Below are 26,529 nucleotides of genomic sequence, written 5' to 3'. Positions count from 1 at the left end.
AAGGGCATTTTTTGTATTCAAAACCTTTGAATCCTTGAAATCCTTATAGCGTAAGACTTTCAGCAATTTTTAGCACCTTTTTTGTCCCTTATGCCGCAATGTGGCAATGGCTGATTGACTTTAACCGGCATTATTTGGGGGCTGGGCTTTTTTACAAATCAAACAGGCCGTCTGAAACTTTAAAGTTTCAGACGGCCTGTTTGATTTTATAACGGCATTTCCATTGCGCCATTCATACGCTTATAACCGTCACGCGCTTGCTGCATCCGGCGCTAAAACACAATCGGCAGCCGGGGTTGCATGGTTTGCGCACCGATTATTTGCACTCGGTGCGGTTCAGCTTGCCATAGCCGCCCACCACGGCTTGAATGCCTTTGGCGGCTTTGTCGTCCACCGACATAAACAACACCTGCATCCGCGACACGCCCAAGCTGTTGTCGGCAGGTGCGGCTTTGGCGCTCTCTTGCTGCTCGGCCACATACGCGCCGCTGAAGCCGGCTGTGGCCAAGCGCGACACCAGCACTTGCGCGGCCGATTTGCTGCCCACCACGCCCACGCTGATTTCGCCCTGATGCAAAGTGCCGCCAAAGCCTTTATCCGACAACTCACCCAGCTGTGCCATGGCATCGCCGCCGCTCGGCAATAGCACGCGGTAGCTTTTGCTTGCCGCGGCAGGCTTGGCGGGCGCGCTGCGGCGCTGCTCCACGGTGCGGGTGGCCGCATGCGGCCATTGGGCAAGCAGGCCTTTGATGCGGTGATAATCGTCTTCATCCAGCGTGATGCTGGCTGTGGGGCGGCATTGCGCCGGCGGCGAAGGTGCATCTTGCTGCGCTTTTTCCTGCGCCAGCTGCTCGCGACGGGCTTTTTCTTCGCGCGCTTTGCGCTCTTTTTCTTTGTTTTCCTGCTCGCGGGCGCGCTCGGCTGCTTCATCGACAACCGCCACGGCAGAGGCCGGCATTTCATCCGCACCATGCACCCAGCCGGGCGCTGAAGCCGCACCGGCGGCAACGCTCGGGCGCTGCACCGATGAGGGCAGCCCCAATTCCTGCGTGCCAGATGCCATCGGCACGGCGGGCGCAAGCGCTTCCTTTTGGCGCTCGGCCACACGTCCGGCCACCATGCCCGCAAACACAATAATATTCAGCGCCACTAAAAAGGCAAAGAGCCATTTCATCGTTTTTCTACCCAGTTGAGTAAACCGTAAATCACGAGATTATCAACAATTTTCACGGTATTGTCCAAAGTAAATGCTGATGGCAAGGCCTGCGCCACTTTCGCCGCGCCGCCGCCGGTGAGCACCACATCCACCTGCCGCCCTGCACCCGCCTTTTCCTGCAAACGCGCATGCATCAGCAAAATCGAGCCGCACACCGCATCCATCATGCCGCTGGCCAGCGCATTAGCGGTGGTGGTGGGAAAAGGATACACGCGCCCGATCGGGCGGTTGAGGTTGGCGGTTTTCTGCGCCATCGCCTCTTTCATCAAGTGAAAGCCGGGCATAATGGTGCCGCCCAGATAGTGATTGTCTTCAGTGAGCGCATCAATGGTCACCGCCGTGCCGCAGCTCACCACCACGCAGGCATGGCTGCTGAAACGGCGCGCGCCCAAGGCATTAAACCAGCGGTCGGCACCATGCTCGGCCGGGTTGCGGTAGTGGTTGCGTATGCCCAAGCCTTGCGGCATGGAGGCCAACCACTCAATCGGCTGCGGCAATTGCGCCGCCACCAAGGCTTTTTTGGCTTCGCCGCACACGGCGCTGCCGATGATTCGGCTGATGCCGTCTGAACGCGCACGCCATTCTTCACCCAATTTGCCCAAATCGCGATAAGGCGCACGGCCGATTTCACCGATTTGGCCGCCGTGCACCCATGCCCATTTGAGCTGGCTGTTGCCGCCATCTAAGAGCAAATAACCCTCGGGCGCATTCGGTGCTGGCGCGGCTGCTTCGGGCAGGCGTAGGCTGATTTCGCCACTCACCACGATGCGCTCGCCTTCTTCGGTGAGCAACCTCAAAGCACCCACTTCGGTGACGCCGGCCACCACGCCTTCGTGCACGGTTTGCCCGTGCTGCAACAAGCGCACCGGCCGGCCCTGATCGCGGTTGGCCGCCTGATAGTCTGCCAACATGGGCGCAAAACCTTGCGTGTCAAACACGGGCAGCAAGGCCGCCAACTCGGCCAGCAAGGCATCGAGCAAGGCTTCGGCGCTCACGCCGGCTTTGCGCTCAGCCGACAGCGCCGCCTGCACCGAAGCGGCCTGCGCCACTTCTTTGGGCAGCACAAAATTGATGCCGATGCCGATCACCGCCACGCTGCGGCCGCCGCTGCGCACGGTTTCAATCAAAATGCCGCCCAATTTATCCGCGCCCATCACCAAATCATTCGGCCACTTGATTTGCGCCTGCACGCCCAGCTTGTGCAAAGCCTGCCGGCAGGCAAGCGCCGCCACCAATGCCAGCGCGCCCAATTCGTGCTGCGCCCGCTCAAAAGCCCAGCCCAAGCTAAACATCAGGCATTCGCCCAAGCGGTTTTGCCAGCTTTTGCCCTGCCGCCCGCGGCCGCGGCTTTGCTGGTGCGCCACCACCAGCGCACGGTGGGCGGCTTGCGGCGATTGTTTGGCCTTTTCCAGCACGCAATCGTTGCTGGAGGGGCATTCATTCAACAAGGCCGTCTGAAAGCCGTGCGCGGCGGCGATTTGTTGCACCCGCACTTCATCAAACACCGCCAAAGGCCGCACCAGCCGCCATTGGCCGTCGTGTTGGCGCAAAAGGCCGCGGATGTGCGGCGGCATCTGCTGCCACAAGCCGTTGATTTGCTGCGGCTTCAGGCCGAGCATCTTGCTCAGGGCAAACACATGCTGCGGCGCGCCGTCGGCCAGCGCGGCCAAAAGCTGCCAATGGCGCGGCTGCAAGGCGCTCATTTTTTGCCTTCTGCCGCGCGGATTTTCGCCAGCGTTTGCGTGGTGGACGTTTGGTGCAAAAACGGAATGGAATACACCTGGCCGCCGCGTGCCAGCGTTTCGGCAGCGCCCACGATATTTTGCGGCGCCCAATCGCCGCCTTTCACCAAAATATCGGGCTGCACCGCTTCAATCAGCACGGCGGGCGTGTCGCTGTCAAACCAGGTAACGATGTCCACACTCGCCAGCGCAGCGGCCACGGCGGCGCGGTTGGCGAGCGGATTAATCGGCCGATCATCCCCTTTGCCTTGGCGGCGCACGGAAGCATCGGTGTTGAGCGCCAAAATCATGGCCGCGCCGGTGGCGCGCGCCTGCGCCAGATAGGTAACATGGCCGCGGTGCAGAATATCGAAGCAGCCATTGGTAAACACCAGCGGGCGCGGCAAAGCGGCCAAGCGCTCGGGCAGGTTTTCGGGCGGGCAGATTTTGTGTTCGAAATCGGGCAGCGGCCAAGATTGCATGATAAAAGCTTTCAAATAAAGGGCATGGCGGCATGATACCGAAGGGCGGGTGTTTATACAATTGAGGCCGTCTGAATTCAGACGGCCTCGGGCAAGCTTATCATTTTATGTTGCTTTTTATGCTTTATAAATACCCATGAAAGGCAAACGGGAAAAAAAGCCCGCTTCGATTGAAGCGGGCTTTTCAATATTGGGGTGGCTAATGGGGCTCGAACCCACGACAACCGGAATCACAATCCGGGGCTCTACCAACTGAGCTATAGCCACCGCAAAATAAACTTTATTTGGCACGCCCGACAGGAATCGAACCTGTAACCGCCCGCTTAGAAGGCGGGTGCTCTATCCGGTTGAGCTACGGGCGCTCTACCTTGTGTCGGACTGAATCTGCCGGAGTGTTAAACCTGGTCGGGGCGGTGGGATTCGAACTCACGACCCCCTGTTCCCAAAACAGGTGCGCTAACCAGGCTGCGCTACGCCCCGACGAGAGAAGCGAACTATACCGAGGCGGCGCAAAAAGGTCAAGCCCTCTTTTATCAGCAAACCATATCAATCCGATTATTTTATTGTTTTATATCGACATTATTATCACACACCGGCTTTTATGCTTTCAGACGGCCTTGTTTTTTGGCGCAGATTGTGTGCAAAACAGATGAAAAAGCCGCCGAAAAATGCGACAATACCGCGGCTTCGCCATCCACTTTTTCCACCCGACTGCCAAGGAAGAACATTCTCATATGAGCGCCCAATTAATCAACGGTAAAGAAGTTTCCCAGCAACGTTTGGCCCAGGTGGCCGAAAAAGTGGCTGCGCGCCAAGCCGCCGGCCTGCGCACGCCTTGTTTGGCGGTGGTGCTGGTGGGTGAAGACCCGGCCAGCGCCGTTTATGTGCGCAACAAAAAGCTGGCCTGCGAAAAAGTGGGCTTCAAATCGCTCTCCTATGAATTGGGCGCCGACACCTCGGAAGCCGAGCTGCTCGCGCTGGTGGATCAATTAAATGCCGACCCGGAAGTGGACGGCATTTTGGTGCAGCTGCCACTGCCCCAACAAATCGACAGCCAAGCCGTGCTCGAGCGCATTTTGCCGCATAAAGATGTGGACGGCTTCCACCCTTACAACGTCGGCCGTTTGGTGGTAAAAATGCCGCTGATGCGCCCCTGCACACCCAAAGGCGTGATGACGCTCTTGGAAGCCTACGGCGTGAATGTGGAGGGCAAAAAAGCGGTGGTGGTGGGCGCATCGAATATTGTCGGCCGCCCGCAAATGCTCGAATTGCTGCTGGCGCGCGCCACGGTAACCATTTGCCACAGCAAAACGCAAAACCTGGCCGCCGAAGTGGCCGCCGCCGATATCGTGGTGGCCGGCGTGGGCATTCCGAATTTTGTGAAAGGCGAATGGATCAAGCCCGGCGCGGTAGTGATTGATGTGGGCATCAACCGGCTCGACAACGGCAAACTGTGCGGCGATGTGGAATTCGATATCGCCAAAGAGCGCGCCGCCATGATCACGCCCGTGCCCGGCGGCGTGGGGCCGATGACGATTGCCACGCTGCTGGAAAACACTTTGCAGGCGGCGCAATTGCACGATCAGGCTTGATGCCCGGCTTAAAAACAACAATCTGAACGTTTCATGCATTGAGGCCGTCTGAAACACTTTTCAAAAGTGTTTCAGACGGCCTCAATGATTTCCGCTACAATACGCGTTTTCGCCGGCACCGCCGCTTTTTTCACAATTATTTTTGGTATCCGACTGATGCTGTATCAATTTTTACGCGACATGCTCGATGTGTTGCGCCTGCGTTATAAAGCCCCCGACGACTACCGCTACACCACGCCGGTGATTTTGGCGGTGCTGCTGCTGATTGGCCTGGTGAACGCGGCCAGCATGTCGCCGCTGTTTGGCAAGAGCGCCGGTGCGGTGGCTTTTGCGGTGGCGCTCACCTTTATCAAATGGCTGATACTCGGCCGCGTGATGCGCGGAGTGCTGCAATATTACGGTGCACCGCGCCTGCCATTGTGGGGCTTTGTGCTGGTGAGCGAAGCCTTGATTATTCCGGCGCTGGCCATGCTTTATGCACCGGTGCTGGCGCTGCTCGGGCTTTTTTGGCAGATGTGGACTTTTTGGGTGCAGGCCATCGGCTTTATGAAAATGAGCGGGCAGTCGATGTGGAAAGTGTTGCTGGGCTATGCAGCTTATCTGGTGGTGCTGATGCTGGCCGGCTCGCTTTTGATGATGCTGTTCGGCGCGATGGGCTGGCTCGATCTGCAAAGCATCAGCGAGCAGGTAAACGGCATGATGAATGCGCCGCAACCTTGATGGTTTGAACGAAAGGCCGTAGGTCGGATTCTTGAATCCGACACTTGTTCGTAGAACAAGACACGCACATCGCTTTGGCCGATGGCCAAACGTCGGATTCGAGAATCCGACCTACGCGGTTGGTGCTATCGAACTGCTTTTATTTTGTAAGATTATTTTTTTGAATTGGTATTACAATAAAATAAGGCCGTCTGAAAGCACAAAAAAGCTTTCAGACGGCCTGTTTGTTTACTCAGCCTTTATGCAGTGTGCGCACGCGCTTTTGCACGATAATCGACCACACAAACAAAAAATTGAGCTGCACCAGCAAAATAATGCTCACGCTTTGCAGCACATCCAAAAACGACCAACCCGCCACCAGCGGGCGGCTCAGCAGCAAAACGTATTTATCGCCGAGGTGATAGAGCGCATAGAGCCACAGCGACCATGTAATCACCATAATCAGCCAGCTTTTGATGCTGATTTTGTAGTTGCGGTGGCGGGCTTTGTCGATCACCATCAAATCGCGTAATTCTCGGGCTTGATCCATCGTGTTTCCTTTCTGTGTCGAAGGTTGGCAATACGGGTAAGACGTTGGCCGTTTGGTGTTGTGTTTGAATAAATATAGGTGTTATTGCACGCCGCGATCGGGGCTCACCCACACGGCCAGCTTGTTTTTATTGCGTAAAATCGCTTTGGGCAGGCCGTGCACCAAGGTGAGGCTGTTGATTATCCAAAACGCATATGGATACCAAATGCAGCTGATAAAGTAGCGCCACAGCCCTTTTTCGTAGCGGTTGTCGATGGCGATGCTCACGGAAAACTGAATCGCAAACATCACCAGCGTCACAATGCTACTCACTTCAAACCAATGCGGGTTAAACGTGCCGTGGCGTATGCCCTGATACAGGCCGATGCCCATAAAGGCAAACATCGAATAAGCCCACACCAGCGTGACCAGATATTCGATATAAAGCGGCCACAGGCGGAAATTGCGCAGCCGCCACACCTGGCGGAAATATTTCAAAACCACTTCTGCGCCGCCCTGCGCCCAACGCAGGCGCTGTTTATAAAGGCCGCGCAGGGTTTCGGGCATCAGCACCCAGCAAAGCGCGCGCGGCTCGTAAGCGATGTTGTGGCCGGCGGTTTGGATTTTCCAGCTCACATCAATATCGTCGGTAATCATATTGGTGCTCCAGCCGCCCACTTTTTCAATCACTTCTTTGCGCAGCCCCACAATCACGCCCGACACGGTGAAAAGTGTGCCCATAATGCTTTGCGAGCGCTTGATTAAGCCGATAATCGAGCTGAATTCGGCCACTTGCAGTTTGCCCAGCACGGTGCTGCGGTTGCGCACGCGCGGGTTGCCGGTCACGGCGCCGAGCATGGGGTTGGCTTCGAGCGTTTGCACGATGTAGTCGAGCGCGTGGTAGTCAAGCACGGCGTCGCCGTCGATGCCGACGATGTAGCGGCCGTGGGCGTGCTTGAGGCCGTTGTTCATGGCGGCGGCCTTGCCGGAATTGCTTTGCGTCAAGGCCACGATTTTGTGCTCGCGTGCCGCCCATTTTTCGATGATTTCCAGCGTGGTATCGCGGCTGCCGTCGTTGATAAACACCAATTCGTAATTCGGATAATTGAGCCTGAGCAGGTGCGGAATAGAGTCTTCGAGATTGTCTTCCTCGTTGAAACAGGGAATCAGCACGCTCACCATCGGCATCTCCACGCCATCGGCATAATCGAAGTCGGGTGCTTCGGCGCGGTTTTCGAAAAACACGAAATACAAAATGCCCGAAATCGTCCAATAAGCAGCCATCACCCCGGGATAGAGCATCACAAACACGCCCAGATATTCATACCAGCTTAAGTTCATCACCAATCTCACTTCTTTTCAGACGGCCTCAATCAAGGCAGGCCGTCTGAAAGCCTGATGCGGCTTATCTTCTCAATGAAAAATACGGGCGCAGGGCTTGCATGCTCGGGCGGTCGTTTAAAAAATCATCGGGGTAATAGCCGAAATTGCGTATGCCCTCTTGCTTGAGCAGCTGCATCCAGCCGGCCAGCTCGGCATCGGGTATCGGCTTTTCGGTGCGCCAATTGCTCGCTTGCAGCTCAAACAGGGTTTTTTCCAACGGCACGCCGCTTTGTTTCACCGTGCCGGCCAGCTCTTTGAGCCAGCGTTTGGCTTCGGCGGGGGAAATCGGCTCTTCGTGTTCCATATAAGGCATGGCCATGATGGCGGTGTAGTCGTAATGGCGGGTGAATTTGGGCAGGCTTTGGGCAAACCATTTTTCCGCCTCGGCATCGGTCAAAATGCTTGCATACACGTTGCGCGCGGTTTGCAGCTTGTCGGCACCGTTGAAGCTGTAGGCGAGCAGGGCTTGCTTGAGGCCGTCTGAATAAGCAATCAGGTCGTCGGTTTTGGCTTCGGCGGCAGCCTGCGTTTGCGTGACGGCGTGGCGCGGGTCTTCGTAATCGGTTAAGAAGCCGTCGTCGTGAAACAAAATGCCGTTGAAGCGGCTGTGAAAAGCCAAATCGCGATAGATTTCAGCCACTTTGCGCCGATTAGTGTCGTTATAAGGCGAGAGGCGCAGATAATGCTTGGGGTCGGGGCGGCCGGTTTGGTTGTGGGCCACATATTCATGCCCTTCACCCAAATCAAATGCCATCATCGGCATCCAGGCATACACTTTCACACCGGCGCGGGTGATCAGCTGCCAAGCGGTGCGGCTGAACAAATCGGCCTTCATTTTGATGTGGCGGTTGGGGAAATACACCGCTTCGGCCACGCCGTTGCCATCATCATCGGCATAAGCCTGCAAATACACGGTGGTGGCGCCATAGTTGGCGATGCGTTCTACCAGTTTGTCGAAATTGCGCTCCATCTGACGGGCATCGGTGTCGTAAACATAATCCAAATCCACATGCACCACGCGCTCCATGCCGTGGTCAAACAGGCGCGCTTCGAGATAATCCTTGATAAAGCCCAGATTGCTTTCCTGATCGATCAGCTCACGGCCGACATTGCGGGTTTGGGCGGTGTTGGCTTTGCGGTCGTTGAGGGTTAAGTCGCTATCAAAGCCTTCTTCGCGGGCAATCGCCACAGCAGTTTCGTTAAACTGTCCGTAAGGCCACACCAACACGCGCGGGCGCTTGCCGGTGTTGCGCGCAATCGAATCGGCCGAGCGGCGGAAATCGGTGCGGATGCGGTTGCGGTATTCGGCTTCGGTTTCATAGCGGCCGTTGCGGTAATTGCCCGGCATCACCGCGGCAAATTGCGAGCCAAACGGGTTGCCGATGAGGCTGCGGTGCAAATCATCGGTGTGCGAGGCGATTTCCACCAAGCCGCTTTGCTGCATTTCGCGTATTTGCGCCCAGCTCACAAAAGCGCTGCGCGGCAATTGGCGGTTGCCATAGGCGATGCTGCCGCCCGAAGGCGTGTCGAGCCAGCCGGTCACCACGGCAAACACGGCCGGATATTGGTAAGCCTTGAGCAGCGGAAACACGAGCCGGTAAAAGCTCTCGTAGCCATCGTCAAATGTGAGCAACACGGGCTTTTCAGGCAGGCGGCTGCGGCCGGCGCGGGCATCTTCCACCTGCTGCCAGCTCACCGGCGTGTAGCCGTTGGCTTTGAGCCAGTTGAAATGCGCCACCAGCTTTTGCACCGTGATGGTTTGCGGAAAATACTGGCGCTGCATCTCGCCGACAAACACCTGTTCGCCGCGCGCCAAGCCTTGCGGGCTTTCGTCTACCACATCGTGGTAGCACAAAGCGCCAAAGCGGATATCGTCGGTGCGGATATCGGCTGCACGAGCCATACCGGCCAGCAGCATGCCCACAAGCGCTACCAGGAATAATTTGCTTAATTTCATCTTTCAGACGGCCTTTTCAAATTTTGGGTTGATTACTGAAAACGCACATTCAGGCCCACATTGCCGAATAATTGGTATTCGGCGTCGCCATCGTAAATGGCTTTTTTGCGGCCGGCTTCGTAGCTGAGGTTCACGCGTTTGCCCAAGCGCCAATCGTGGCCGTATTTGAGCGTCCAGGTGTTTTCACCATTTTGCTCGGCCTGCCAATAGCGGCCGCTGCCCAAACCCAGCTGCTGGGTGAGGCTGATGCCGCCATCGAGCGGCAGGGCATAAGAAAGGCTCAAATCGCCGCTCACACTTTTGCTGTTTTTCGGGTTGTAGTAAGCGGCGGCGGGAATGTCTTTATTGCGGCTGTAATCCGCCCACAAAGCGCCGTTAAGCTTCCAGCGGTTGCGCTGCCACAAGGTTTGCGAAGCCCATAAATAAGCGCTTTGGCGCAAGTTGCCGTCGTCGAAATCCATCCAGCCCAAGCCTGCGCCTAGGCGGGTGTCGGCGTTGTGCACATAATTGGCGCCCAGCGTGTATTCATCGGCATACACATCTTGATTGAGCGCTTTGGCCGGTGTGTTGGCGCTGTTGAGCGCGGCATTGGCCGAGAGCGACCAATGCTGGTTGACGCGGTAGCCCGCGCCGGCCGAAAAATAGGCTTTGTTGTTCAGCTGCAAGCCGTGGCCGGCCTCAAGGCTTACATTAAACGGATAAAAGCTCAGTTCGCCGCCCGCGCCCACGCGGCCGAAGCGCAATTCATCGCCGTGATTGGGCACATAGCCGTTTTGCCAGCGCACATAAGCGCGGTGGCCGCCCGTGCTGCGCGGCGAATAAAGCACGCTGTTGTGCTGCCATTCGTTGCCGCTGTCTTTAGGCGAAGTGGCGCGAAAGATGCCGGCCGACACGCTCAATTGCGCCGCGCGCGCTTCGCGGTTGCGTTGGCGCAAATCATCGTAATCGGGATTGTCCGGCGGCAAGGCGGCCAATTCGGCGGCGGCGCCTTTCCAATTGCCGTTGGCCATCAGAATATTGCCGCGGTTGCTGCGCGCCCAGCTTTGACCTTCGGGCGGCAGCAACAGCATGGCTTCGTTGAACCAATATTCGGCCTCATCGTTGCGGCCGTTCCAATAAGCCAATTCACCGCGCAAAATCATCGCCCACGGGTCGCCCGGGTGCTCGGCGAGCCATCTGTCCATCAGCGCAATGGCGTTTTTCATGTTGCCGTTCCAGGCATCGAGGCGCACTTGCCAGAAATATTGGCGCTCGTAATAGGGGTTGTTGATTTGTGTGGTGTGGGTAAAATCGGGCCGCTTGCGGTTGGGGCTGAAGGTGTTGAGCTGCGCTTGGGCGCGGTCAAACTGCCCCATATCGGCCTGCGCCTGCACCAGCTTTTCCACCAGCTCCGGATCCACCCGACCGCTTTGCGCCAGCTGCTTTTGCTCTTGCGCCTGAAAAACCTTGAGCGCTTTGCGCGGGCTGCCTTCCATCACCAGCGCACGTGCGTAAGCATCTTCCACATAATTAGGCTGCACCGCGCCTTTTGCGGTGAGCTGCTGATAATCGCGCAAGGCTTGCTTGCCCTGCCCCACCGTCACCGCCGCGAGCATGCGGTCGCGCAGCGCACGTGTGTGCAAATCGCTGCCGGGCACACTTTCCTTCACCAATTCGCTCAAGCGCCGATAGGCATCAAGGCCTTCGCTGCGGTTGCCCGCTTCTTTCGAGGCGCGCAATTGTGTAACCGCTTCGGCATGATTGAGCCACAAGCGGTCGTTGCGGCCGAAAAGCTGCGGATATTGCGCCATCAGCCCCTCTTGCACGGGATAAGCCTGCAAGCCGCCCGCGGTGCGGTAAAGCTGCATCACCACTTCGTGATTGCCCGGCTGCGCACTGAGCTGCTGCTGCAACTCGCCCAAGCGCTCGGCGAGGGTTTTCGATTGCTCGTTGAGATATTGCTCGGCCGCACCGATGGCTTCATCGTTGCCAAAGCGCTGCCGGTAAGCGGCAATGCTCAATTTGGCGGCGGCATATTCGTGCGCATCCACATTGGCTAAAGCCGCGCCCAGCCAGCCGATTTTCTGCTGCGGCGCTTGTTGTTGCAGCGCCTGATAAAGCATCACAGCGCGCACAAACTGATGTTTGTCGCGCGCGGCCTTGGCCAGATTTTCCAATTCATCGGCACGGTAATCTTCCGGCACACAGCGGCTGCACACGGCCAACGCCGCTTCCGCGCGCCCCTGCCGCACCAACAGCGCAATCAGATCGGCGCGCACTTTGGCATCGCCACTTTGGGCATAGAGTTTTTGCAAAGCGGCCACCGATTCGCCCAGCGCCGCTTCGCTTTGACGGGCATGCGCCGCCCAATGCTCGCGCTCGGCCTGGATATCGTCTGCCCACGCCGGCGCGGCACCTGCCCATGCCAAAGCCAGGCATACGGCCATGCGGGAAAAATGATGTAATCTATTCATGTTTTAATAATTTAAAATACCGGCCTCAGGTTAATGCCTGCCCGGCAATAAAACAGCTTGGTTCGATTTTAAAAAGAGTATGCAGCCGGCGGGCGGCCTGCGTTTTCCGTGTGGCGTCGAGCTTTTTAAGGCTGTTTTTTTGATATTGAATGGTGTTTTATATAATTACTGCGGGTGCCATGCTACCGCTGTAATGGCATGTAATTATGACAATTACCTCAGCGGCTTCTATTGCCGACAGTCGGCAATTCATTTTTTATTATTTAAAATAATCACTGATAAAATTTAAATTTACATAACAATCAATCAGTTGAGTTTATTTTAGAGAAGATGCTGATTTTACAGCCGCTTGGATGCAGTTTTCATAGGCGTGGCGGGCAAAATCTTTTAAAATACGCAAGCTGCACATTTGCCGCTTTCAGACGGCCTTCGGCTTGTTGCCAACACATTCAGGAAAACCATTATGTCCAACCTCACCCATTTCAACGAAAACCTCGAAGCCCATATGGTCGATATCGGCGGCAAAGCGCCCAGCGTGCGCAGCGCTCGTGCCAGCGGCATCATCAATATGAGCCGACCCGCGCTCGATGCCGTAATTGAAGGCTCCGCCAAAAAAGGCGACGTGTTGGGCATTGCCCGCATCGCCGCCATTCAGGCCACCAAACAAACCGGCTTTCTGATTCCGCTGTGTCACCCGATTACGCTCACCCATGTACGGGTGGATTTTGAAGTGGATGCCGAATTGAGCCGCGTTAAAGCCAGCGTCACCGCCAGCACCGAAGGCCAAACCGGCGTGGAAATGGAAGCGCTCACCGGCGTCAACATCGCCCTGCTCACCATTTACGACATGCTCAAAGCCGTGGATAAAAGCATGGTGATCAGCCAAATTCATCTGGAAGAAAAAAGCGGCGGCAAAAGCGGCCCCTTCACCTTTACCGACCAATTCGAAAACATCGATTACTAAGCCATGGACGATCGCGACCTGCTGCGCTACAGCCGCCACCTGCTGCTGGACGAAATCGGCATCGAAGGCCAACAAAAGTTGCTCAATGCCGCCGTGTTGGTGGTCGGCTGCGGCGGCTTAGGTGCGGCGGCACTGCCCTTTTTGGCCGCAGCAGGCGTGGGGCGGCTGATCATTGCCGACGATGACACCATCGACGACACCAACCTGCAACGCCAAACCGCTTTTTGCGAAGCCGACATCGGCCAAAGCAAGGCAGAGGTTTTGCAAGGCCGTCTGAATGCCCTCAACAGCCGCACACAAATCAGCGCCCTCAACGAGCGCCTGAGCGAAGCGCACCTGCTTGAGCTGGCACAAAGCGTTGATCTTGTGCTCGACTGTTGCGACAACTTCGCCACCCGCCAAGCCGTCAACCGCGCCTGCGTGGCCGCCCGCACGCCGCTGGTTTCCGGCGCCGCCGTGCGCTTTGAGGGGCAGATTGCCGTTTACCGCCCCGACCTGCCCGACACCCCCTGCTACGCCTGCCTGTTTGACGGCGAATCTGCCAACGACGGCGCTTGTGCCGTGTTCGGCGTGTTTTCACCCTTGGTGGGCATTATCGGCACCACACAGGCGGCCGAAGCGCTCAAGCTCTTGATGGGCATAGGCGCAAACGCAAGCGGCGAGTTGCTGCTTTACGATGCGCTCGCCAACGAATGGCAGCGGCTCGCTTTCGACAAAAACCCCGCCTGCCGCGTGTGCGGCCATCGTTAAAAACAAAAAGGCCGTCTGAAAATTTTCTTTCAGACGGCCTTTTTGTTTGCCAATCAAGTTAACCAAAATATCATCTATTAAAATCAACAATTAATGCGTAGTTAGGGTCTGTTCACATTTCATCCGTGCGTAAGATTTTGAGCGCAAAAGCGCGCTTGCAAGGCGAAAAGCGCAGCAAGGTTGGACACCTTTCGAGCATTTTCAACACGGCAGGCGCGTTTTTGAGCCAAAAGATTGCCACGAGATGAATTGTGAACAGACCCTAGGCACACCGTGCTTTTTTACGGCGCAATCGTATGCATGATGCTGGGATGGTATCTACAACCGGCATGCAGAGGCCGTCTGAAAACCTTTCAGACGGCCTGCCGCGCCGAGCGCCGATAGCGCGCGGCCGCGCGGCGTACCTGGCGCAGCCAGCGCCGCTGCACCCGCGCGGCCGGCGGCTCGGCGGCATAAAGCCAATGCTCGTATTCATCCAAAAGCCGCACCAATTGTGCATCGTCGATACCGTGCTGCTGCAACAAGGCTTTGATTTCGCCTGCGCTGGCGGCGGCCAGCTGCTCGTTGTCATCGCCCAACAAGGCCGATTTCAACAGCATAAAGCCTTCATTCAACACATCGCGCCGCCGCCCGGCCGCCCACCAGCGCAGAAGCGGCAACAGCGCCAGCAGCAGCCCCACGGGCAGCACCAACAGCAGCGTTTTCCAATTGAAGCCGCCCAAGCCCAGCGCGGCAAACAGGCTGTTTTGCTTGCTTTGGTCATAATTCACCACCCATTGCTGCCAGTAATATTGGCCGGTTTCGCTCCAGCGCGACCAAGCGCCGCTGTGGCCGGCCAACAAGGCGCGCTCGCTTTCGGGCAGGGCTTCTTCCAGATTGGCGCCGGGGCGCACCGAAGCGGCGGCCGCGGTCGGATCCACGCGCAACCATGCCGCTTCACCGGCCAGCCACACTTCTGCCCACGCATGTGCATCTTTGCTGCGCAGCTGCCAAAAGCCGCCGGCCTGATGGTATTCGCCGCCGTGATAGCCGGTGACCACCCGCGCGGGCAGGCCGGCGGCGCGCATCATCACCACGAAGCTTTGCGCATAATGTTCGCAAAAGCCGCGCCGCGCTTGAAACATAAATTCATCGATGCCGTTGCTGCCCGGCATTTTCGGCGGCTGCAAAGTGTAGGCAAACGATTGGCGCCGGTAATAATGCAGCACATTGTCGATAAACTGGCGCTCGTGCGCCGATTGCTGCCACAAGCGCTCGGCCAGCAGCCGCGTTTGCAGATTGCCCTCGGGCAGGCGGGTGTAATAAGCGCGCTCGCCCTCATTCAAGCGATGCGGCAAGGTGTCGCTCAAAGCGGCGGCCAATTCGATGCGGCGCAAACCTTCGCGGCTGCGCTCGGCGCGCACCACCCGCCCCAGGCGGCCGGTCAGACCCGGCGGCACATCGGTCGGATAATCCAGCGCGGGCAGCACGCCCTGCTGATCGCGCACTATCATTTGATAATGCACGCTGCGCGGTGCGGCCGGCACTTCGGCGCTATCGATATAAGTACCGTCAAACGCCTGCCAGCGCGTGCCGTCAAACGCGCCCATAATAATGGCGCGCCAATATAAATCGCCCGGCTGCGGCATATAGCCGTCTGAAAACGTGATATTCGCCACCCATTCATTGCTCTGCACAAGATTGCTGATGCTGCCCGGCTGCATGGTGTCGGACAAACCCGTTTGCGCTGCTGCACCGCTTTGCTGCGGAATGCGCCACAAAGGCTCGCTTAAGCGTGGCACGCTCACAAACAGCAACGCCATCAAAGGCAGCGTGAGCAACAAAGCCCAAGCGCCGCGCCGCAGCGCCTGCATGGGCGGCAACCCGCCCAGCATCGCCATGCAGGCGCCCACCGCCGCGAGCGTGAGCACCAGCCAAATGCCCACCGGCAGGCTTTGGTTCAACAGCACCCCCGCACCCGCCAAGAAAAGCATCGCCAAAAGCAACACCTGCCAATCGCGCCGCGTGTTGCCCTCAAACGCTTTGAGCATCACCATCAGCAGCAAAAAAGCAATGCCGCCCTCACGCCCGAAAAGCGTGCCCAGCTGCTGCCACACCAACACCGCGGCCATCACCATCAGCAGCAGCATCGCCGCCAGCGGGATTTTGCTGATGTTCAAGCGCAACAAAGCCAGCCGCAGCAGCCACAGGCCGCCAAACAGCGCCATCACCACCAGCGGCAACGAAGCGGCCAGCGGCAGCGCCGAGCACAACAACACCAGCAGCACGGCAAATTGCGTGCGCCGCGGCGGCGTTTGGCGCAGAAAAGGCGGATTGAGGATATACATGGAAACCATCGGTTTGAAAAAACTTAAAATGCATAGCGACACGGTTTAAATCACAACCAAGCAGCAAGCTGGGGTCTGCATAGATAATACCAATCCAAAAATAACCTAACTTCGTTGCCTCGCCTTGCCGTACTATCTGTACTGCTTGCGGCTCGCCGCCTTGTCAGCTTACTTTTTTGAATGGGTATAACACGGCAAAGCAGAAAAGCACTGTGCCGGTTTAAATCGTGCCGCCATAAAAACAGGCCGTCTGAAAGCCTGCGGAATGCCTACCACAAAGCCAGCGCACTCAAGCAGCGTTCGCGCCGGCCGTTTTGCGGCGCAATCACGCGCTCGGGCAATTGCAGCGAATAAGCCAGCCCGCGCCGCTCGGCTTCGAGCACACGGTGGCAGAGCAGGCCGGCCAGGCGCTCTTTGGGCGTGTCGGGCGGATAATCGAGATAAGACAACACCGTGTTATCCACCGCCGCCGGCTCGCTCTCAAAACGCTTGTCGAGCATTTCACCGGTTTTGGCATAGCTTTTCCAAGCCACATGCTGCAACGATGCACCGGGCTGGTGCGCCTGCAAATAAGCCAAATCCTCGCCGCCACTCAAAGGCGCCCGCGTGCGGTCGGTGTCATCGGTGCCGGCGGCTCGGGCAGGCACATCATGCGATATGGGTGCGGGATACACCAGCGCATCGCTCGGCCAATGCCACACACATTGCACCATACTCAGGCCGAAAGGCGCAATGGCGGCGGTGCGCAGCGGCGGCACACGCAAATAGCCGCGCCGCCCGGCCGGCACACGCCATTCAAATGCCGCTTCGCCCCCGAAAGCCTGCGCATGCCAAGGCTGCCACAAAGCACTTTCAGACGGCCTTTGCAGATAATCGTCTTCATTGCAAAGCCACAGCCAGCGCGCACGCACATTATCCGGCATGCTCAGGCGCAAACAGGCCTCGCCGCCGGCAAACACTTCCTGCGGCAGCACCACATCAATCTGCACGCCCAAAAGCTGGCGCAGATTCATCAACACCGCCACCAAGGCAAAGCCCGCCAGCCAAAAAGCCGCCGCATAAGCCAGATTCACCTGATAATTGAGCCCCACCAGCCACAAAAGCCCCACCATCACCGCCAGCCCCGCGCCCAGCCCGGTGGGGCGGCAATGCAGATCGCGCAAAGCCGGTGTGCGTCCCGCCGCCAGCGGCGGCTGCGGCTTAGGCAACGGCCACATGCTGGAGCAAATCCGCCAAAATCTGCGCGCCGGCAGGCCCTTGCTGCACCGGCTGCAAGCGGTGATTCGCCACCGCCACCCACACCGCCTTGATGTCGTCGGGCAACACATGCCCCCTGCCCTGCATAAACGCCCACGCCTTGGCCGCATTCACCACCGCCAGCCCCGCCCGCGGGCTCAAACCCAACACAAAGCGCCCCGGCTGGCGCGTGGCCTGCACCAGCCGATACACATAATCGGCCGCCGCCGGCGCAAATTTCACCTCTGCCGCCTGCTGCTGCCATTGCTGCAACAGCGGCGCATCACACACCGCCTGCAAAGCCGGCAGCGCGCGGCGGCGGTCGCCGTGTACATAAAGCTGCTTTTCGGCCGCCGCATCCGGATAGCCCAGGCTCAAGCGCATCATAAAGCGGTCGAGCTGCGATTCGGGCAGCGCAAATGTGCCCAGCTGCTCGCTCGGATTTTGCGTAGCCACCACCACAAAAGGCGCGGGCAGCATATAAGTTTGCCCGTCCACCGACACCTGACGCTCCTCCATCGCTTCGAGCAGCGCCGATTGCAGCTTGGGCGAAGCGCGGTTGATTTCGTCGGCCAGCAAAAACGAATGAAACACCGGCCCCGGATGAAACTCAAAGCGCCCTTCATTGGGGCGGTAAACATTCACGCCGAGCAAATCGGCCGGCAACATATCGTTGGTAAACTGCACCCGCCGGTAATCAAGCCCCAGCACCGCCGCCAGCGCATGCGCCAACGTGGTTTTGCCCACGCCCGGCACATCTTCGAGCAGCACATGACCGCCGGCCAAAATGCAGGCGAGCAACTGGCGCAACACCGCCTGCTTGCCCAAAATCAGGCCGTCGAGCTGCTGCAACGCTTTTTCGATAGAAACATTCATGCTAAATCAACCCATCATTAATTGAGGCCGTCTGAAACCCAACCTAAAAAAACAACCCAACTGCGTTGCCTCACCTTGCCGTATTCGCTGTACTGTCTGCGGCTCGTCGCCTTGTTATCTTATTTTTTTAGGTTGGGTATGAAATAATTTCAGACGGCATATATTTGCATAATCTTAACACAAAGCGTTTGCCCACCGCATCACACACGCATAAAAAGGCCGTCTGAAGCCTTTCTTTCAGACGACCTGCTATCCATTCTATAGTGAAAGTGAAGCCAAAGAAAAACGGCCGCAAAAAATAAATCTCAAACCGTGCGTAGCGTGTGTGGTGCAGCCGCGCACGCGGGTCAAACGGCTTATGCGTGTATGGTTTGCCACACACAGCCCGTATCGTTTTTCATGCATTCCACGATAACTTTCATGCTAACTGCTGATGTCTTCCAGCGTGCGCCCGCGCGTTTCCTCGCCCAAAAGCACAATCACCGCCACCACCGCCAGCAACACACCGGTAAACATCATAAAGATTTTGCTGAAGCCCTCAGGCTGCGTGATCAGCGCGGCCACAGCCATCGGCGCGAGAATGCCGCCCACGCGCCCCACCGCGCCCGCCCAGCCCGAGCCGAAAGCGCGAAAGCGCACCGGATAAAGCTCGGGGGTGTAAGTATAGAGCACGCCCCAGGCGCCGAGGTTGAAAAACGACATCAAACAGCCCCACACCACCACCGCCGTCACGCTGCCGCCTTGGCCGAAAAAATAAGCGCAGATGGCGCAGGCAAACAAAAAGCCCGCCAGCGTGGCCTTGCGGCCGATTTTTTCCACCAACACCGCCGCCGCAAAATAGCCCGGCAGCTGCGCCAGAATCATCACCAACACATATTCGAAGGTTTTGATTACCGTGTAGCCCTGGTCCACCAAAAGCTTGGGCAGCCAAGTGAAAATGCCGTAATACGAAAACACAATGCCAAACCAAATCAGCCACAACATCAACGTGCGCTTGGCAAACGGCGGCTGCCAGAGTTGCCCGAAGCGCAACGGCTCTTTTGATGCCGCCTGCGCCACCAGCGCTTTTTCCGCCACCGGCAAACCCGCCTCGGCTTCAAGCCGGCTCACAATCGCATGCGCCTCGTCCACCCGGCCTTTATTAATCAGATAAGGCACCGATTCGGGAATGTATTTCCAAATGAAAAACACATAAAAAATCGGCAAGCCGCCGATTAAAAACGCGCTGTGCCAGCCATATTGCGGAATGAAAAAGTAAGACACCAGCGCCGCCGCCAGCCAGCCCAAGCCCCAAAAGCTCTCCAGCAGCACAATAAAGCGCCCGCGCACCTTGGCCGGCACATATTCGCTCACCAGCGTCACCGCCACCGGCAATTGCGCCCCCAGCCCCACGCCCACAAAAAAGCGAAACACCAACAGCCAGCCCAAATCCGGCGCCACGGCACACAAAGCCGTGGCAATGCTATACACCACCAAGCTCACCGCAAACACGGTTTTGCGGCCGATTTTATCCGCCGTGCGCCCGCCCATCACCGCGCCGATGGCCATGCCCACAAAGCCGATGCTCACCACCCAGCCCAATTCTTTCGGGCTCAAGCCCCATTCCTTGCCCAGCGTGGCCAACACAAACGACACCATGCCCGTGTCCATCGCATCAAACAGCCAGCCCAAGCCCACCAGCACCAAAAGCTTGTAGTGAAACCTGCCCACCGGCAGGCTTTGCAGCCGCGCAACAATATCCATTGATTTTCCGCCCTCTTGTTGTGTTGATATTAATATTTACCAACAAAACGGTTTATATATGATTTATCAAATAGTTGCAATCTTAAAAAAGATTCAGACGGCCTTGCTGGAAAAGGCCGTCTGAAACAATATGCCCGATATGCACCATTGCGCAACCAAAGCTGCCGCAATCAATGGCCGATGCTGCGATAAACCGCTCAAGCTATTGATTCAACATCATGATTGATGGCCGTCTGAAAACAACCACCCGTCACCTGAACACGATGTGGCTCATCCACACACGCGTTTTTTTCAGCCGGTAACAAGGCCGTCTGAAACATCAATATTTCAGCAACCGCGTAGGTTGCGCCACTTTTTTATGCATTTCACTACATATAGCCGAAACTGCCGCAACAGATAGCCGATACCGTGACAAACAACCCGTATTGCGGCGGCAACACAACACAAGGCCGTCTGAAAATTTTTCAGACGGCCTCCGCTTCCTTCTCGCAAAACAAATCTCAGGCAAAAATCCGCAGCGGCTACCCGCCCATCTGCGCCTGAATCCAAGCCAAAAAGCGCTGTTTGCGCTCATCTGCTTCAAATGGCTCGGCCGAGAGCAGATAATAAGCCGAACCGTCGGGTTTGAAGCCTTCGGGTGCGGCCAACACCCCGTTTTCAATTTCATCGACCACCATCCATTGCGAAGCCATCGCCACGCCCAGCCCGGCCACCGCGGCCTGTATCGACAGGTAAAAATGCTCGAAATACATGTCTTCCGCCATTTCCGCGCCTGCCCCGCCGTGTTGCAGCCACGCATTCCAGGCTTCGGGGCGGCTGTGGCTGTGCAGCCGTCTGAAATGCGCCAAAGCGGGAATCTGCACCGCGCCCATTTTTTCATCGCCCAAGCGCTCTGCCGCGATGCCTGCCGGCCAAGCAAAATCGTTGCGCCGAATCGCCACATCCACCGATTGCCGCCCGAAATCCACCGCGCCGCCGGCCGCCAAAATCACCACGTTGAAACCCGCATCTTGCGGAAACGCGGTGATGCGCGGAATCAGCCATTTCATCGCCAAAGTCGGCTCGCACGACACCACCAAATCACGGCTCTTGCCGCCCTGCAAACGCCCCAGCACCTCGTCCAACCCGGCAAACGCCTCGCCGCAAGCCGCTTGCAACTGCCGCCCCGCCGGCGAGAGCCGCAGCCGGCGGCCTTCTTTCAACCACAAAGCCGTGCCCAGATGCGCTTCCAGCAGCTTCAGCTGCTTGCTCACCGCCCCGTGAGTAACGTGCAAAGCCTCCGCGGCCGCCGTGAGGCTGCCGTGTTTGGCAGTAAAAAAGAAAAACTTCAGCGCCTTGAGCGGCAGCCGTTTAATCTGTTCCAAAATCTCACCTTTATATTGAAAATATATCGATTTTCAGACGGCCTATCTTAAAGCAGAATTCGGTTTTGGAACATAGATTTGATAAGCAATGATTGGTATCTGTATGCCACAGAATGCAAGCCTGTGGCTTGCTGCCCTCTCCCGCCGGAGAGGGGATTAGATTTCTGCTGCAATAACTGTTGTAGGCCGTCTGAAAAATAGCAAAATTAAAACAGATGATTAATCATAGAATATTTCAGGTGGTCTGTAATATTTCCAGCTTCTGCATCCGAGTTCCCTCTCCCGCGGGAGAGGGTTAGGGAGAGGGCAGCAAACCGCAAGGTTTGCCTTACCTCCAACAAAATCAACCCACCCCAAAGGAACCCCACCATGCAAGAGCTTTTCGCCGTTGCCGCCATCACCCTGCTTGCCGTTGTCAGCCCCGGCGGCGATTTCGCCATGGTCACGCGCAACAGCTATCTTTACGGCCGCCGCGCCGGCATTTTCACCGCCATCGGCATCGCCGCCGCGGTGTGGATACACGTGGGCTACACGCTTTTGGGCGTGAGCATTCTGCTGCTGCAATCGCCCAACCTTTTCCACGCGGTGAAGCTCTTGGGTGCGGCTTATTTGGTGTATATCGGCTACACCACTTTCCGCCACCGCCCCGTATCGGCCGCGATGCAGGCCGGCGGACAGGCCATCGGCGATTGGGCGGCCTTTAAAAACGGCTTGGCCACCAATGCGCTCAACCCGAAAACCACGCTGTTTGTGCTCAGCACCTTCACCCAAATCGTCAGCCCCGCCACGCCTTTGGGCATTCAAATCGGCTACGGTGCGTTTATGTCCGCCGCGCATTTGCTGTGGTTTGCCTTTGTGGCCGTGGTGCTCTCCAGCCCCGCCGTGCGCAACCGTTTGCTGCAAAAACAGCAGGTGGTCAACCGCGTTATCGGCATATTGCTGATGGGTTTGGGGGTGATGCTGATGGTTGCGGCAGCGGGTTGATTGGTATTGAAAAAACCTGTTTGAAAGGTTTTCAGACAGGCTTTTTCTGTGTCAATCACATTGAGATAAATCATCAAATAGGCCGTCTGAAACCCATTCAAACAGTAAGCTTACAAGGCGGCGCGCCTGCGACAATACAGATAGTATGGCAAGGCGAGTCAACGCAGTAAGGTGATTTTTTTGGGATAGGCATGATACCAATTCAAAAAATAATATTAAAAAATACAATCAGTTAAACAGCACCATCCGCGTAGGTCTGCCTGTTTATATATTACTTTTGATGTTTGGCATGAAACCTCTTTCAGCTGAAATCCAAAGCCAAGAGGGCTTTGGCAAACCGATTTAAGGCTTATTCAGATACCAAACCCAAGTTTTTACCACCACCCCACAATAGCGATAAATCAGCGCCGCTGATGGCGCTATCAACCACAGGCCAAATCAATTGCAATGCCTGAATGCTGTCAACAGCAGCAATGTGAAAATTCAAATCCTTTCCGGCGCCAACAATCCGATAAGGACAATGCCATTCATTCAGATCATATTGCACCGGCTTGCCGATGAATATTTGCACTTCTTCTCCCGGTTTGTCTGCAACTTCGTATATCCTGTGGGCAATTGCCGTTTCCATCGTAAGCTTTTCCAGCATCATCCATCCTTTTCATTTGTTATACCAATTCTAAAAAATAACCTTACAAAATAAAAGCAGTTCGATAGCACCAACCGCGTAGGTCGGATTCTTGAATCCGACGTTTGGCCATCGGCCAAAGCAATGTGCGTGTCTTGTTCTGCGAACAAGTGTCGGATTCGAGAATCCGACCTACAGGCTATGGCACAATAGCAACAGGCCGTCTGAAACCCTTTTCAGACGGCCTGCTGCTTCACTTCAAAAGTTTAAAACATCATTTCTTCAAACGCCCGTGCAATTCCTGCACACTATACACGCCCATATTGTTCAGGCTTTTGGCGCCTTCGCTCAGGGCTTCGCCGCCGGCGATGGTGGTGTATTGCGGCACGCGCTGGGTGAGCGAGGTGCGGCGGATGCTGTGGCTGTCTTTCACGCCTTGCGCGTCGCTGCTCACGGTGTTGATCACCACGGCGATTTCGCCGTTTTTAATCGCATCGACAATGTGCGGGCGGCCTTCTGTTACCTTGTTGACCACTTCCACATTTTCCACGCCGTGCGCTTTCAGGTAGCCTGCGGTGCCGCGGGTGGCGATTAAATCGTAGCCCAGCGCTTGGAAGTTTTTCGCGGTTTTGACGGTGAGCGGTTTGTCTTCATCGCGCACGGCGATAAACACTTTGCCGCTTTCGGGCAGGCGCTCGCCTGCGCCCAATTGCGCTTTCAGGTAGGCTTCGGAGAAGGTAGCGCCCACGCCCATCACTTCGCCGGTGGAGCGCATCTCGGGGCCGAGAATGGTGTCGACACCGGGGAATTTGATAAACGGGAACACCGCTTCTTTCACCGCATAAAAATCAGGAATCACTTCTTTTTCAACGCCTTGCGCCTGCAAGCTGATGCCCGCCATGGCGCGCGCGCCCACTTTGGCCAGCGGCACGCTGGTGGCTTTGGACACAAAAGGCACGGTGCGGCTGGCGCGCGGGTTGACCTCGAGCACATACACCACGCCGTCTTGCACGGCAAATTGCACGTTCATCAAGCCCACCACGCCCAAGGCTTCAGCCATGGCGCGGGTTTGGCGGCGGATTTCGTCTTGCACTTCTTCGCTAAGCGAATAAGGCGGCAACGAGCAGCCCGAATCGCCCGAGTGGATGCCGGCTTGTTCAACGTGCTGCATAATGCCGCCAATCACCACTTGTTGGCCGTCTGAAACGCAATCCACGTCCACTTCGATGGCGTTGTTCAAGAAAAAGTCGAGCAACACAGGGCTGTCGTTCGACACCTGCACCGCTTCGCGCATATAGGTTTTCAAATCATCGGCCGAGTGCACCACCTGCATGGCGCGGCCGCCGAGCACATAAGAGGGGCGCACCACCAGCGGATAGCCGATTTCTTCGGCCAACACCAGCGCTTCTTCTTCGGCGCGGGCGGTGCGGTTGGGCGGCTGGCGCAAGCCCAAATCGTTGAGCACTTTTTGGAAGCGCTCGCGGTCTTCGGCGGCGTCGATGCTGTCGGCAGAGGTGCCGATAATGTTCACGCCGTTTTCCACCAGCGCGTTGGCCAATTTAAGCGGGGTTTGGCCGCCGTAATGCACAATCACGCCCCACGGGTTTTCGGTGCGCACGATTTCGAGCACGTCTTCCAGCGTGAGCGGCTCGAAATAGAGGCGGTCGGAAGTGTCGAAATCGGTGGACACGGTTTCGGGGTTGCAATTGACCATAATGGTTTCAAAGCCCGATTCGCGCAGCGCCAAAGCGGCGTGCACGCAGCAATAGTCAAACTCGATGCCCTGGCCGATGCGGTTGGGGCCGCCGCCTAAAATCATCACTTTTTTGTTTTCAGACGGCCTCGCTTCGCATTCTTCTTCATAAGTGGAATAAAGATAAGCGGTGTCGGATTGGAACTCGGCCGCGCAGGTGTCGACACGTTTATACACCGGATGCAAGTTCAAACCATAGCGGTGTGCGCGCACTTCGGTTTCGCTGATATTGAGCAATTGCGCCAAGCGCTGGTCGGCAAAGCCTTTGCGTTTCAAGCGGCGCAAGGTGTCATAATCCAAATCGCTTAACAGGCCGTCTGAAACTTTTTGCTCTTCTTGCACAATGTCTTCGATTTGCGCCAAAAACCACGGGTCGATGGCGCAGATTTCGTGGATTTCTTCTGCGCTGAAACCGGCGCGGAACGCATCGGCCACATATAAAATGCGGTCGGGGCCGGGGTTGGCCAATTCGCTGCGAATCAGCGATTTATCGGCGCTTTTCGGGTTAAAGCCGCACAAGCCTGTTTCCAGGCCGCGCAAGGCTTTCTGCATTGATTCTTGAATGGTGCGCCCCATCGCCATCACCTCGCCCACCGATTTCATCTGCGTGGTGAGGCGGTCGTCGGCGGCGGGGAATTTTTCAAACGCAAAACGCGGGATTTTGGTGACCACATAATCAATACTCGGCTCAAACGAAGCCGGCGTGCGCCCGCCGGTGATGTCGTTTTGCAATTCATTGAGCGTGTAGCCCACCGCCAGCTTGGCCGCCACTTTGGCAATCGGAAAACCGGTGGCTTTGGAGGCCAGCGCGGAAGAACGGCTCACGCGCGGGTTCATCTCAATCACAATCATCTCGCCGTTGGCCGGATTCACCGCAAACTGCACATTCGAGCCGCCGGTGTCGACACCGATTTCACGCAACACCGCCAAGCTGGCATTGCGCATGATTTGGTATTCTTTGTCGGTGAGCGTTTGCGCGGGGGCAACCGTAATCGAGTCGCCCGTGTGTACGCCCATCGGGTCGAAGTTTTCAATCGAGCAGATGATGATGCAGTTGTCGTTGCGGTCGCGCACCACTTCCATTTCATATTCTTTCCAGCCCAACACCGATTGCTCAATCAGCAACTCATGCGTGGGCGACGCATCGAAACCGCGCTCGCAAATGGCCAGAAATTCGTCTTTATTATAAGCAATGCCGCCGCCGGAGCCGCCCATGGTAAACGAGGGGCGAATCAGCGTGGGAAAGCCCACTTCGGCCTGCGCCGCCAGCGATTCTTCCATGGTGTGGCACACAAACGATTGCGGCGTGTGCAGGCCGATTTTCGCCATCGCCTCTTTAAAGCGGCCGCGGTCTTCGGCTTTATCAATCGCATCTTCCGTGGCGCCAATCAGCTCCACATCGTATTTCGCCAACACGCCGTGTTTGGCCAAATCCAGCGCGCAATTGAGCGCCGTTTGCCCGCCCATGGTGGGCAAAATGGCATCGGGGCGCTCTTTGGCGATAATCTTTTCCACCGTTTGCCACATAATCGGCTCGATATAGGTGACATCGGCCATATCGGGGTCGGTCATAATCGTGGCCGGATTGGAATTGACGAGGATGACTTTATAGCCCTCTTCGCGCAAAGCCTTACAGGCCTGCGCGCCGGAATAGTCGAATTCACAGGCTTGGCCGATAACAATAGGGCCGGCGCCGATGATGAGGATGGATTTTAGGTCGGTACGTTTGGGCATTTTTTTCTCTCGCTTCGGGTTATTTCAATTTTATCGGTTTCAGGCTACCTGAAAAATATTGTTGTTCAGCCGTAGGTCGGATACTCGTATCCGACACTTGTTTGCAAGAACAAGCTTTCCTACCATTGCCGCTAATCTTTG

Annotated in this window: 20 protein-coding genes and 3 tRNA genes; 6 read left to right on the top strand and 17 right to left on the bottom strand. The window is 56.7% G+C overall.

Annotated features, from left to right (window positions below; all coding sequences use genetic code 11):
- Positions 1-316: 316 nt before the first annotated feature.
- The 6 genes from EV680_RS08360 to EV680_RS08335 form a co-directional block, all read right to left on the bottom strand.
- Positions 317-1,174, bottom strand: coding sequence for a hypothetical protein (locus EV680_RS08360; protein WP_132954294.1), 858 nt, complete (start codon positions 1,172-1,174; stop codon positions 317-319).
- Positions 1,171-2,919, bottom strand: coding sequence for a bifunctional biotin--[acetyl-CoA-carboxylase] ligase/type III pantothenate kinase (locus tag EV680_RS08355; RefSeq protein ID WP_132954293.1), 1,749 nt, complete (start codon positions 2,917-2,919; stop codon positions 1,171-1,173). The genes EV680_RS08360 and EV680_RS08355 overlap by 4 nt, the downstream gene beginning before the upstream one ends.
- Positions 2,916-3,419: an adenylyltransferase/cytidyltransferase family protein gene (locus EV680_RS08350; RefSeq protein WP_165870929.1), complete on the bottom strand. Its 504-nt coding sequence runs from the start codon at positions 3,417-3,419 to the stop codon at positions 2,916-2,918. Before EV680_RS08350 ends, EV680_RS08355 begins: the two co-directional genes overlap by 4 nt.
- A gap of 191 nt (positions 3,420-3,610) precedes the next feature.
- Positions 3,611-3,686, bottom strand: a tRNA-His gene (locus tag EV680_RS08345).
- A gap of 18 nt (positions 3,687-3,704) precedes the next feature.
- Positions 3,705-3,781, bottom strand: a tRNA-Arg gene (locus EV680_RS08340).
- A gap of 40 nt (positions 3,782-3,821) precedes the next feature.
- Positions 3,822-3,899 (bottom strand) — tRNA-Pro (locus EV680_RS08335).
- Between the two features lie 254 nt (positions 3,900-4,153).
- On the opposite strand from EV680_RS08335, the gene folD reads away from it, so the two are divergent.
- Together folD and EV680_RS08325 are read left to right on the top strand one after the other, a co-directional pair.
- Positions 4,154-5,011 (top strand): bifunctional methylenetetrahydrofolate dehydrogenase/methenyltetrahydrofolate cyclohydrolase FolD, encoded by an 858-nt coding sequence (gene folD / locus EV680_RS08330; RefSeq protein WP_132954292.1) that lies wholly within the window; start codon positions 4,154-4,156, stop codon positions 5,009-5,011.
- A gap of 156 nt (positions 5,012-5,167) precedes the next feature.
- The gene (locus EV680_RS08325; RefSeq protein ID WP_132954291.1) at positions 5,168-5,731 is read left to right on the top strand and encodes a hypothetical protein; all 564 of its coding nucleotides are present in this window, start codon (positions 5,168-5,170) and stop codon (positions 5,729-5,731) included.
- Between the two features lie 232 nt (positions 5,732-5,963).
- Here the strand turns inward: EV680_RS08325 and EV680_RS08320 are convergent, their stop codons facing one another.
- The 4 genes from EV680_RS08320 to pgaA all read right to left on the bottom strand — a co-directional run bounded on the left by EV680_RS08320 (position 5,964) and on the right by pgaA (position 12,005).
- Positions 5,964-6,260 carry a hypothetical protein gene (locus EV680_RS08320; protein ID WP_132954290.1) on the bottom strand — a complete coding sequence of 99 codons (297 nt, stop codon included), beginning with the start codon at positions 6,258-6,260 and terminating at the stop codon, positions 5,964-5,966.
- Between the two features lie 81 nt (positions 6,261-6,341).
- The gene (gene pgaC / locus EV680_RS08315; protein ID WP_132954289.1) at positions 6,342-7,580 is read right to left on the bottom strand and encodes a poly-beta-1,6-N-acetyl-D-glucosamine synthase; all 1,239 of its coding nucleotides are present in this window, start codon (positions 7,578-7,580) and stop codon (positions 6,342-6,344) included.
- 64 nt (positions 7,581-7,644) lie between these two features.
- Complete coding sequence (gene pgaB, locus EV680_RS08310) at positions 7,645-9,579, bottom strand: poly-beta-1,6-N-acetyl-D-glucosamine N-deacetylase PgaB (RefSeq protein ID WP_132954288.1); 1,935 nt, start codon at positions 9,577-9,579, stop codon at positions 7,645-7,647.
- Between the two features lie 32 nt (positions 9,580-9,611).
- The gene (pgaA, locus tag EV680_RS08305) at positions 9,612-12,005 is read right to left on the bottom strand and encodes a poly-beta-1,6 N-acetyl-D-glucosamine export porin PgaA (protein ID WP_165870928.1); all 2,394 of its coding nucleotides are present in this window, start codon (positions 12,003-12,005) and stop codon (positions 9,612-9,614) included.
- A gap of 490 nt (positions 12,006-12,495) precedes the next feature.
- Here pgaA and moaC point away from each other — a divergent pair, with 490 nt between their 5' ends.
- Positions 12,496-12,996, top strand: coding sequence for a cyclic pyranopterin monophosphate synthase MoaC (moaC, locus tag EV680_RS08300; protein ID WP_132954286.1), 501 nt, complete (start codon positions 12,496-12,498; stop codon positions 12,994-12,996).
- 3 nt (positions 12,997-12,999) lie between these two features.
- Entirely contained in the window at positions 13,000-13,746 is a 747-nt protein-coding gene (locus EV680_RS08295) for a HesA/MoeB/ThiF family protein (RefSeq protein ID WP_132954285.1), read from the top strand.
- A 353-nt stretch (positions 13,747-14,099) separates the two neighbouring features.
- Here EV680_RS08295 and EV680_RS08290 read toward each other — a convergent pair whose 3' ends face one another.
- From EV680_RS08290 to EV680_RS08275, 4 genes are all read right to left on the bottom strand, one after another.
- The gene (locus EV680_RS08290) at positions 14,100-16,073 is read right to left on the bottom strand and encodes a transglutaminase TgpA family protein (protein ID WP_132954284.1); all 1,974 of its coding nucleotides are present in this window, start codon (positions 16,071-16,073) and stop codon (positions 14,100-14,102) included.
- Between the two features lie 269 nt (positions 16,074-16,342).
- Positions 16,343-17,290, bottom strand: coding sequence for a DUF58 domain-containing protein (locus EV680_RS08285; RefSeq protein ID WP_132954283.1), 948 nt, complete (start codon positions 17,288-17,290; stop codon positions 16,343-16,345).
- Positions 17,274-18,185 (bottom strand): AAA family ATPase, encoded by a 912-nt coding sequence (locus EV680_RS08280; protein WP_132954282.1) that lies wholly within the window; start codon positions 18,183-18,185, stop codon positions 17,274-17,276. Before EV680_RS08280 ends, EV680_RS08285 begins: the two co-directional genes overlap by 17 nt.
- A gap of 423 nt (positions 18,186-18,608) precedes the next feature.
- Entirely contained in the window at positions 18,609-19,928 is a 1,320-nt protein-coding gene (locus EV680_RS08275; protein ID WP_132954281.1) for an MFS transporter, read from the bottom strand.
- A 408-nt stretch (positions 19,929-20,336) separates the two neighbouring features.
- On the opposite strand from EV680_RS08275, the gene EV680_RS12190 reads away from it, so the two are divergent.
- The gene (locus EV680_RS12190; protein WP_279387855.1) at positions 20,337-20,471 is read left to right on the top strand and encodes a hypothetical protein; all 135 of its coding nucleotides are present in this window, start codon (positions 20,337-20,339) and stop codon (positions 20,469-20,471) included.
- On the opposite strand, the gene EV680_RS08270 is transcribed toward EV680_RS12190, so the two are convergent.
- Positions 20,450-21,292, bottom strand: coding sequence for a LysR family transcriptional regulator (locus tag EV680_RS08270; protein ID WP_132954280.1), 843 nt, complete (start codon positions 21,290-21,292; stop codon positions 20,450-20,452). The two genes, EV680_RS12190 and EV680_RS08270, sit on opposite strands and share 22 nt — an antisense overlap.
- A gap of 369 nt (positions 21,293-21,661) precedes the next feature.
- Here EV680_RS08270 and EV680_RS08265 point away from each other — a divergent pair, with 369 nt between their 5' ends.
- On the top strand, positions 21,662-22,276 hold the full coding sequence (locus EV680_RS08265; protein ID WP_132954279.1) for a LysE family translocator: 615 nt from the start codon (positions 21,662-21,664) through the stop codon (positions 22,274-22,276).
- Positions 22,277-22,625: 349 nt separating this feature from the next.
- Here the strand turns inward: EV680_RS08265 and EV680_RS08260 are convergent, their stop codons facing one another.
- A complete protein-coding gene (locus tag EV680_RS08260) occupies positions 22,626-22,925 on the bottom strand; it encodes a DUF6968 family protein (protein WP_243650364.1) in 300 nt (99 codons plus the stop codon).
- Positions 22,926-23,175: 250 nt separating this feature from the next.
- On the bottom strand, positions 23,176-26,388 hold the full coding sequence (gene carB, locus EV680_RS08255; protein ID WP_132954278.1) for a carbamoyl-phosphate synthase large subunit: 3,213 nt from the start codon (positions 26,386-26,388) through the stop codon (positions 23,176-23,178).
- Positions 26,389-26,529 lie beyond the last annotated feature (141 nt).

This window comes from Uruburuella suis, assembly GCF_004341385.1.
Lineage (GTDB): Bacteria > Pseudomonadota > Gammaproteobacteria > Burkholderiales > Neisseriaceae > Neisseria > Neisseria suis.
This window is presented reverse-complemented; position numbering and strand designations above follow the sequence as displayed.

What these genes read in the sequence shown, in the direction of transcription:
- EV680_RS08325 (WP_132954291.1), top strand. Translation starts at nt 5,168, where the DNA reads ATGCTGTATCAATTTTTACGCGACATGCTCGATGTGTTGCGCCTGCGT.
- moaC (WP_132954286.1), top strand. Translation starts at nt 12,496, where the DNA reads ATGTCCAACCTCACCCATTTCAACGAAAACCTCGAAGCCCATATGGTC.
- pgaC (WP_132954289.1), bottom strand. Translation starts at nt 7,580, where the DNA reads ATGAACTTAAGCTGGTATGAATATCTGGGCGTGTTTGTGATGCTCTAT.
- EV680_RS08280 (WP_132954282.1), bottom strand. Translation starts at nt 18,185, where the DNA reads ATGAATGTTTCTATCGAAAAAGCGTTGCAGCAGCTCGACGGCCTGATT.
- pgaA (WP_165870928.1), bottom strand. Translation starts at nt 12,005, where the DNA reads ATGGCCGTATGCCTGGCTTTGGCATGGGCAGGTGCCGCGCCGGCGTGG.
- EV680_RS08320 (WP_132954290.1), bottom strand. Translation starts at nt 6,260, where the DNA reads ATGGATCAAGCCCGAGAATTACGCGATTTGATGGTGATCGACAAAGCC.
- EV680_RS08355 (WP_132954293.1), bottom strand. Translation starts at nt 2,919, where the DNA reads ATGAGCGCCTTGCAGCCGCGCCATTGGCAGCTTTTGGCCGCGCTGGCC.
- EV680_RS08350 (WP_165870929.1), bottom strand. Translation starts at nt 3,419, where the DNA reads ATGCAATCTTGGCCGCTGCCCGATTTCGAACACAAAATCTGCCCGCCC.
- EV680_RS08360 (WP_132954294.1), bottom strand. Translation starts at nt 1,174, where the DNA reads ATGAAATGGCTCTTTGCCTTTTTAGTGGCGCTGAATATTATTGTGTTT.
- EV680_RS08260 (WP_243650364.1), bottom strand. Translation starts at nt 22,925, where the DNA reads ATGATGCTGGAAAAGCTTACGATGGAAACGGCAATTGCCCACAGGATA.
- pgaB (WP_132954288.1), bottom strand. Translation starts at nt 9,579, where the DNA reads ATGAAATTAAGCAAATTATTCCTGGTAGCGCTTGTGGGCATGCTGCTG.
- EV680_RS08285 (WP_132954283.1), bottom strand. Translation starts at nt 17,290, where the DNA reads ATGTGGCCGTTGCCTAAGCCGCAGCCGCCGCTGGCGGCGGGACGCACA.
- EV680_RS08265 (WP_132954279.1), top strand. Translation starts at nt 21,662, where the DNA reads ATGCAAGAGCTTTTCGCCGTTGCCGCCATCACCCTGCTTGCCGTTGTC.
- folD (WP_132954292.1), top strand. Translation starts at nt 4,154, where the DNA reads ATGAGCGCCCAATTAATCAACGGTAAAGAAGTTTCCCAGCAACGTTTG.
- EV680_RS08275 (WP_132954281.1), bottom strand. Translation starts at nt 19,928, where the DNA reads ATGGATATTGTTGCGCGGCTGCAAAGCCTGCCGGTGGGCAGGTTTCAC.
- EV680_RS08295 (WP_132954285.1), top strand. Translation starts at nt 13,000, where the DNA reads ATGGACGATCGCGACCTGCTGCGCTACAGCCGCCACCTGCTGCTGGAC.
- carB (WP_132954278.1), bottom strand. Translation starts at nt 26,388, where the DNA reads ATGCCCAAACGTACCGACCTAAAATCCATCCTCATCATCGGCGCCGGC.
- EV680_RS08290 (WP_132954284.1), bottom strand. Translation starts at nt 16,073, where the DNA reads ATGTATATCCTCAATCCGCCTTTTCTGCGCCAAACGCCGCCGCGGCGC.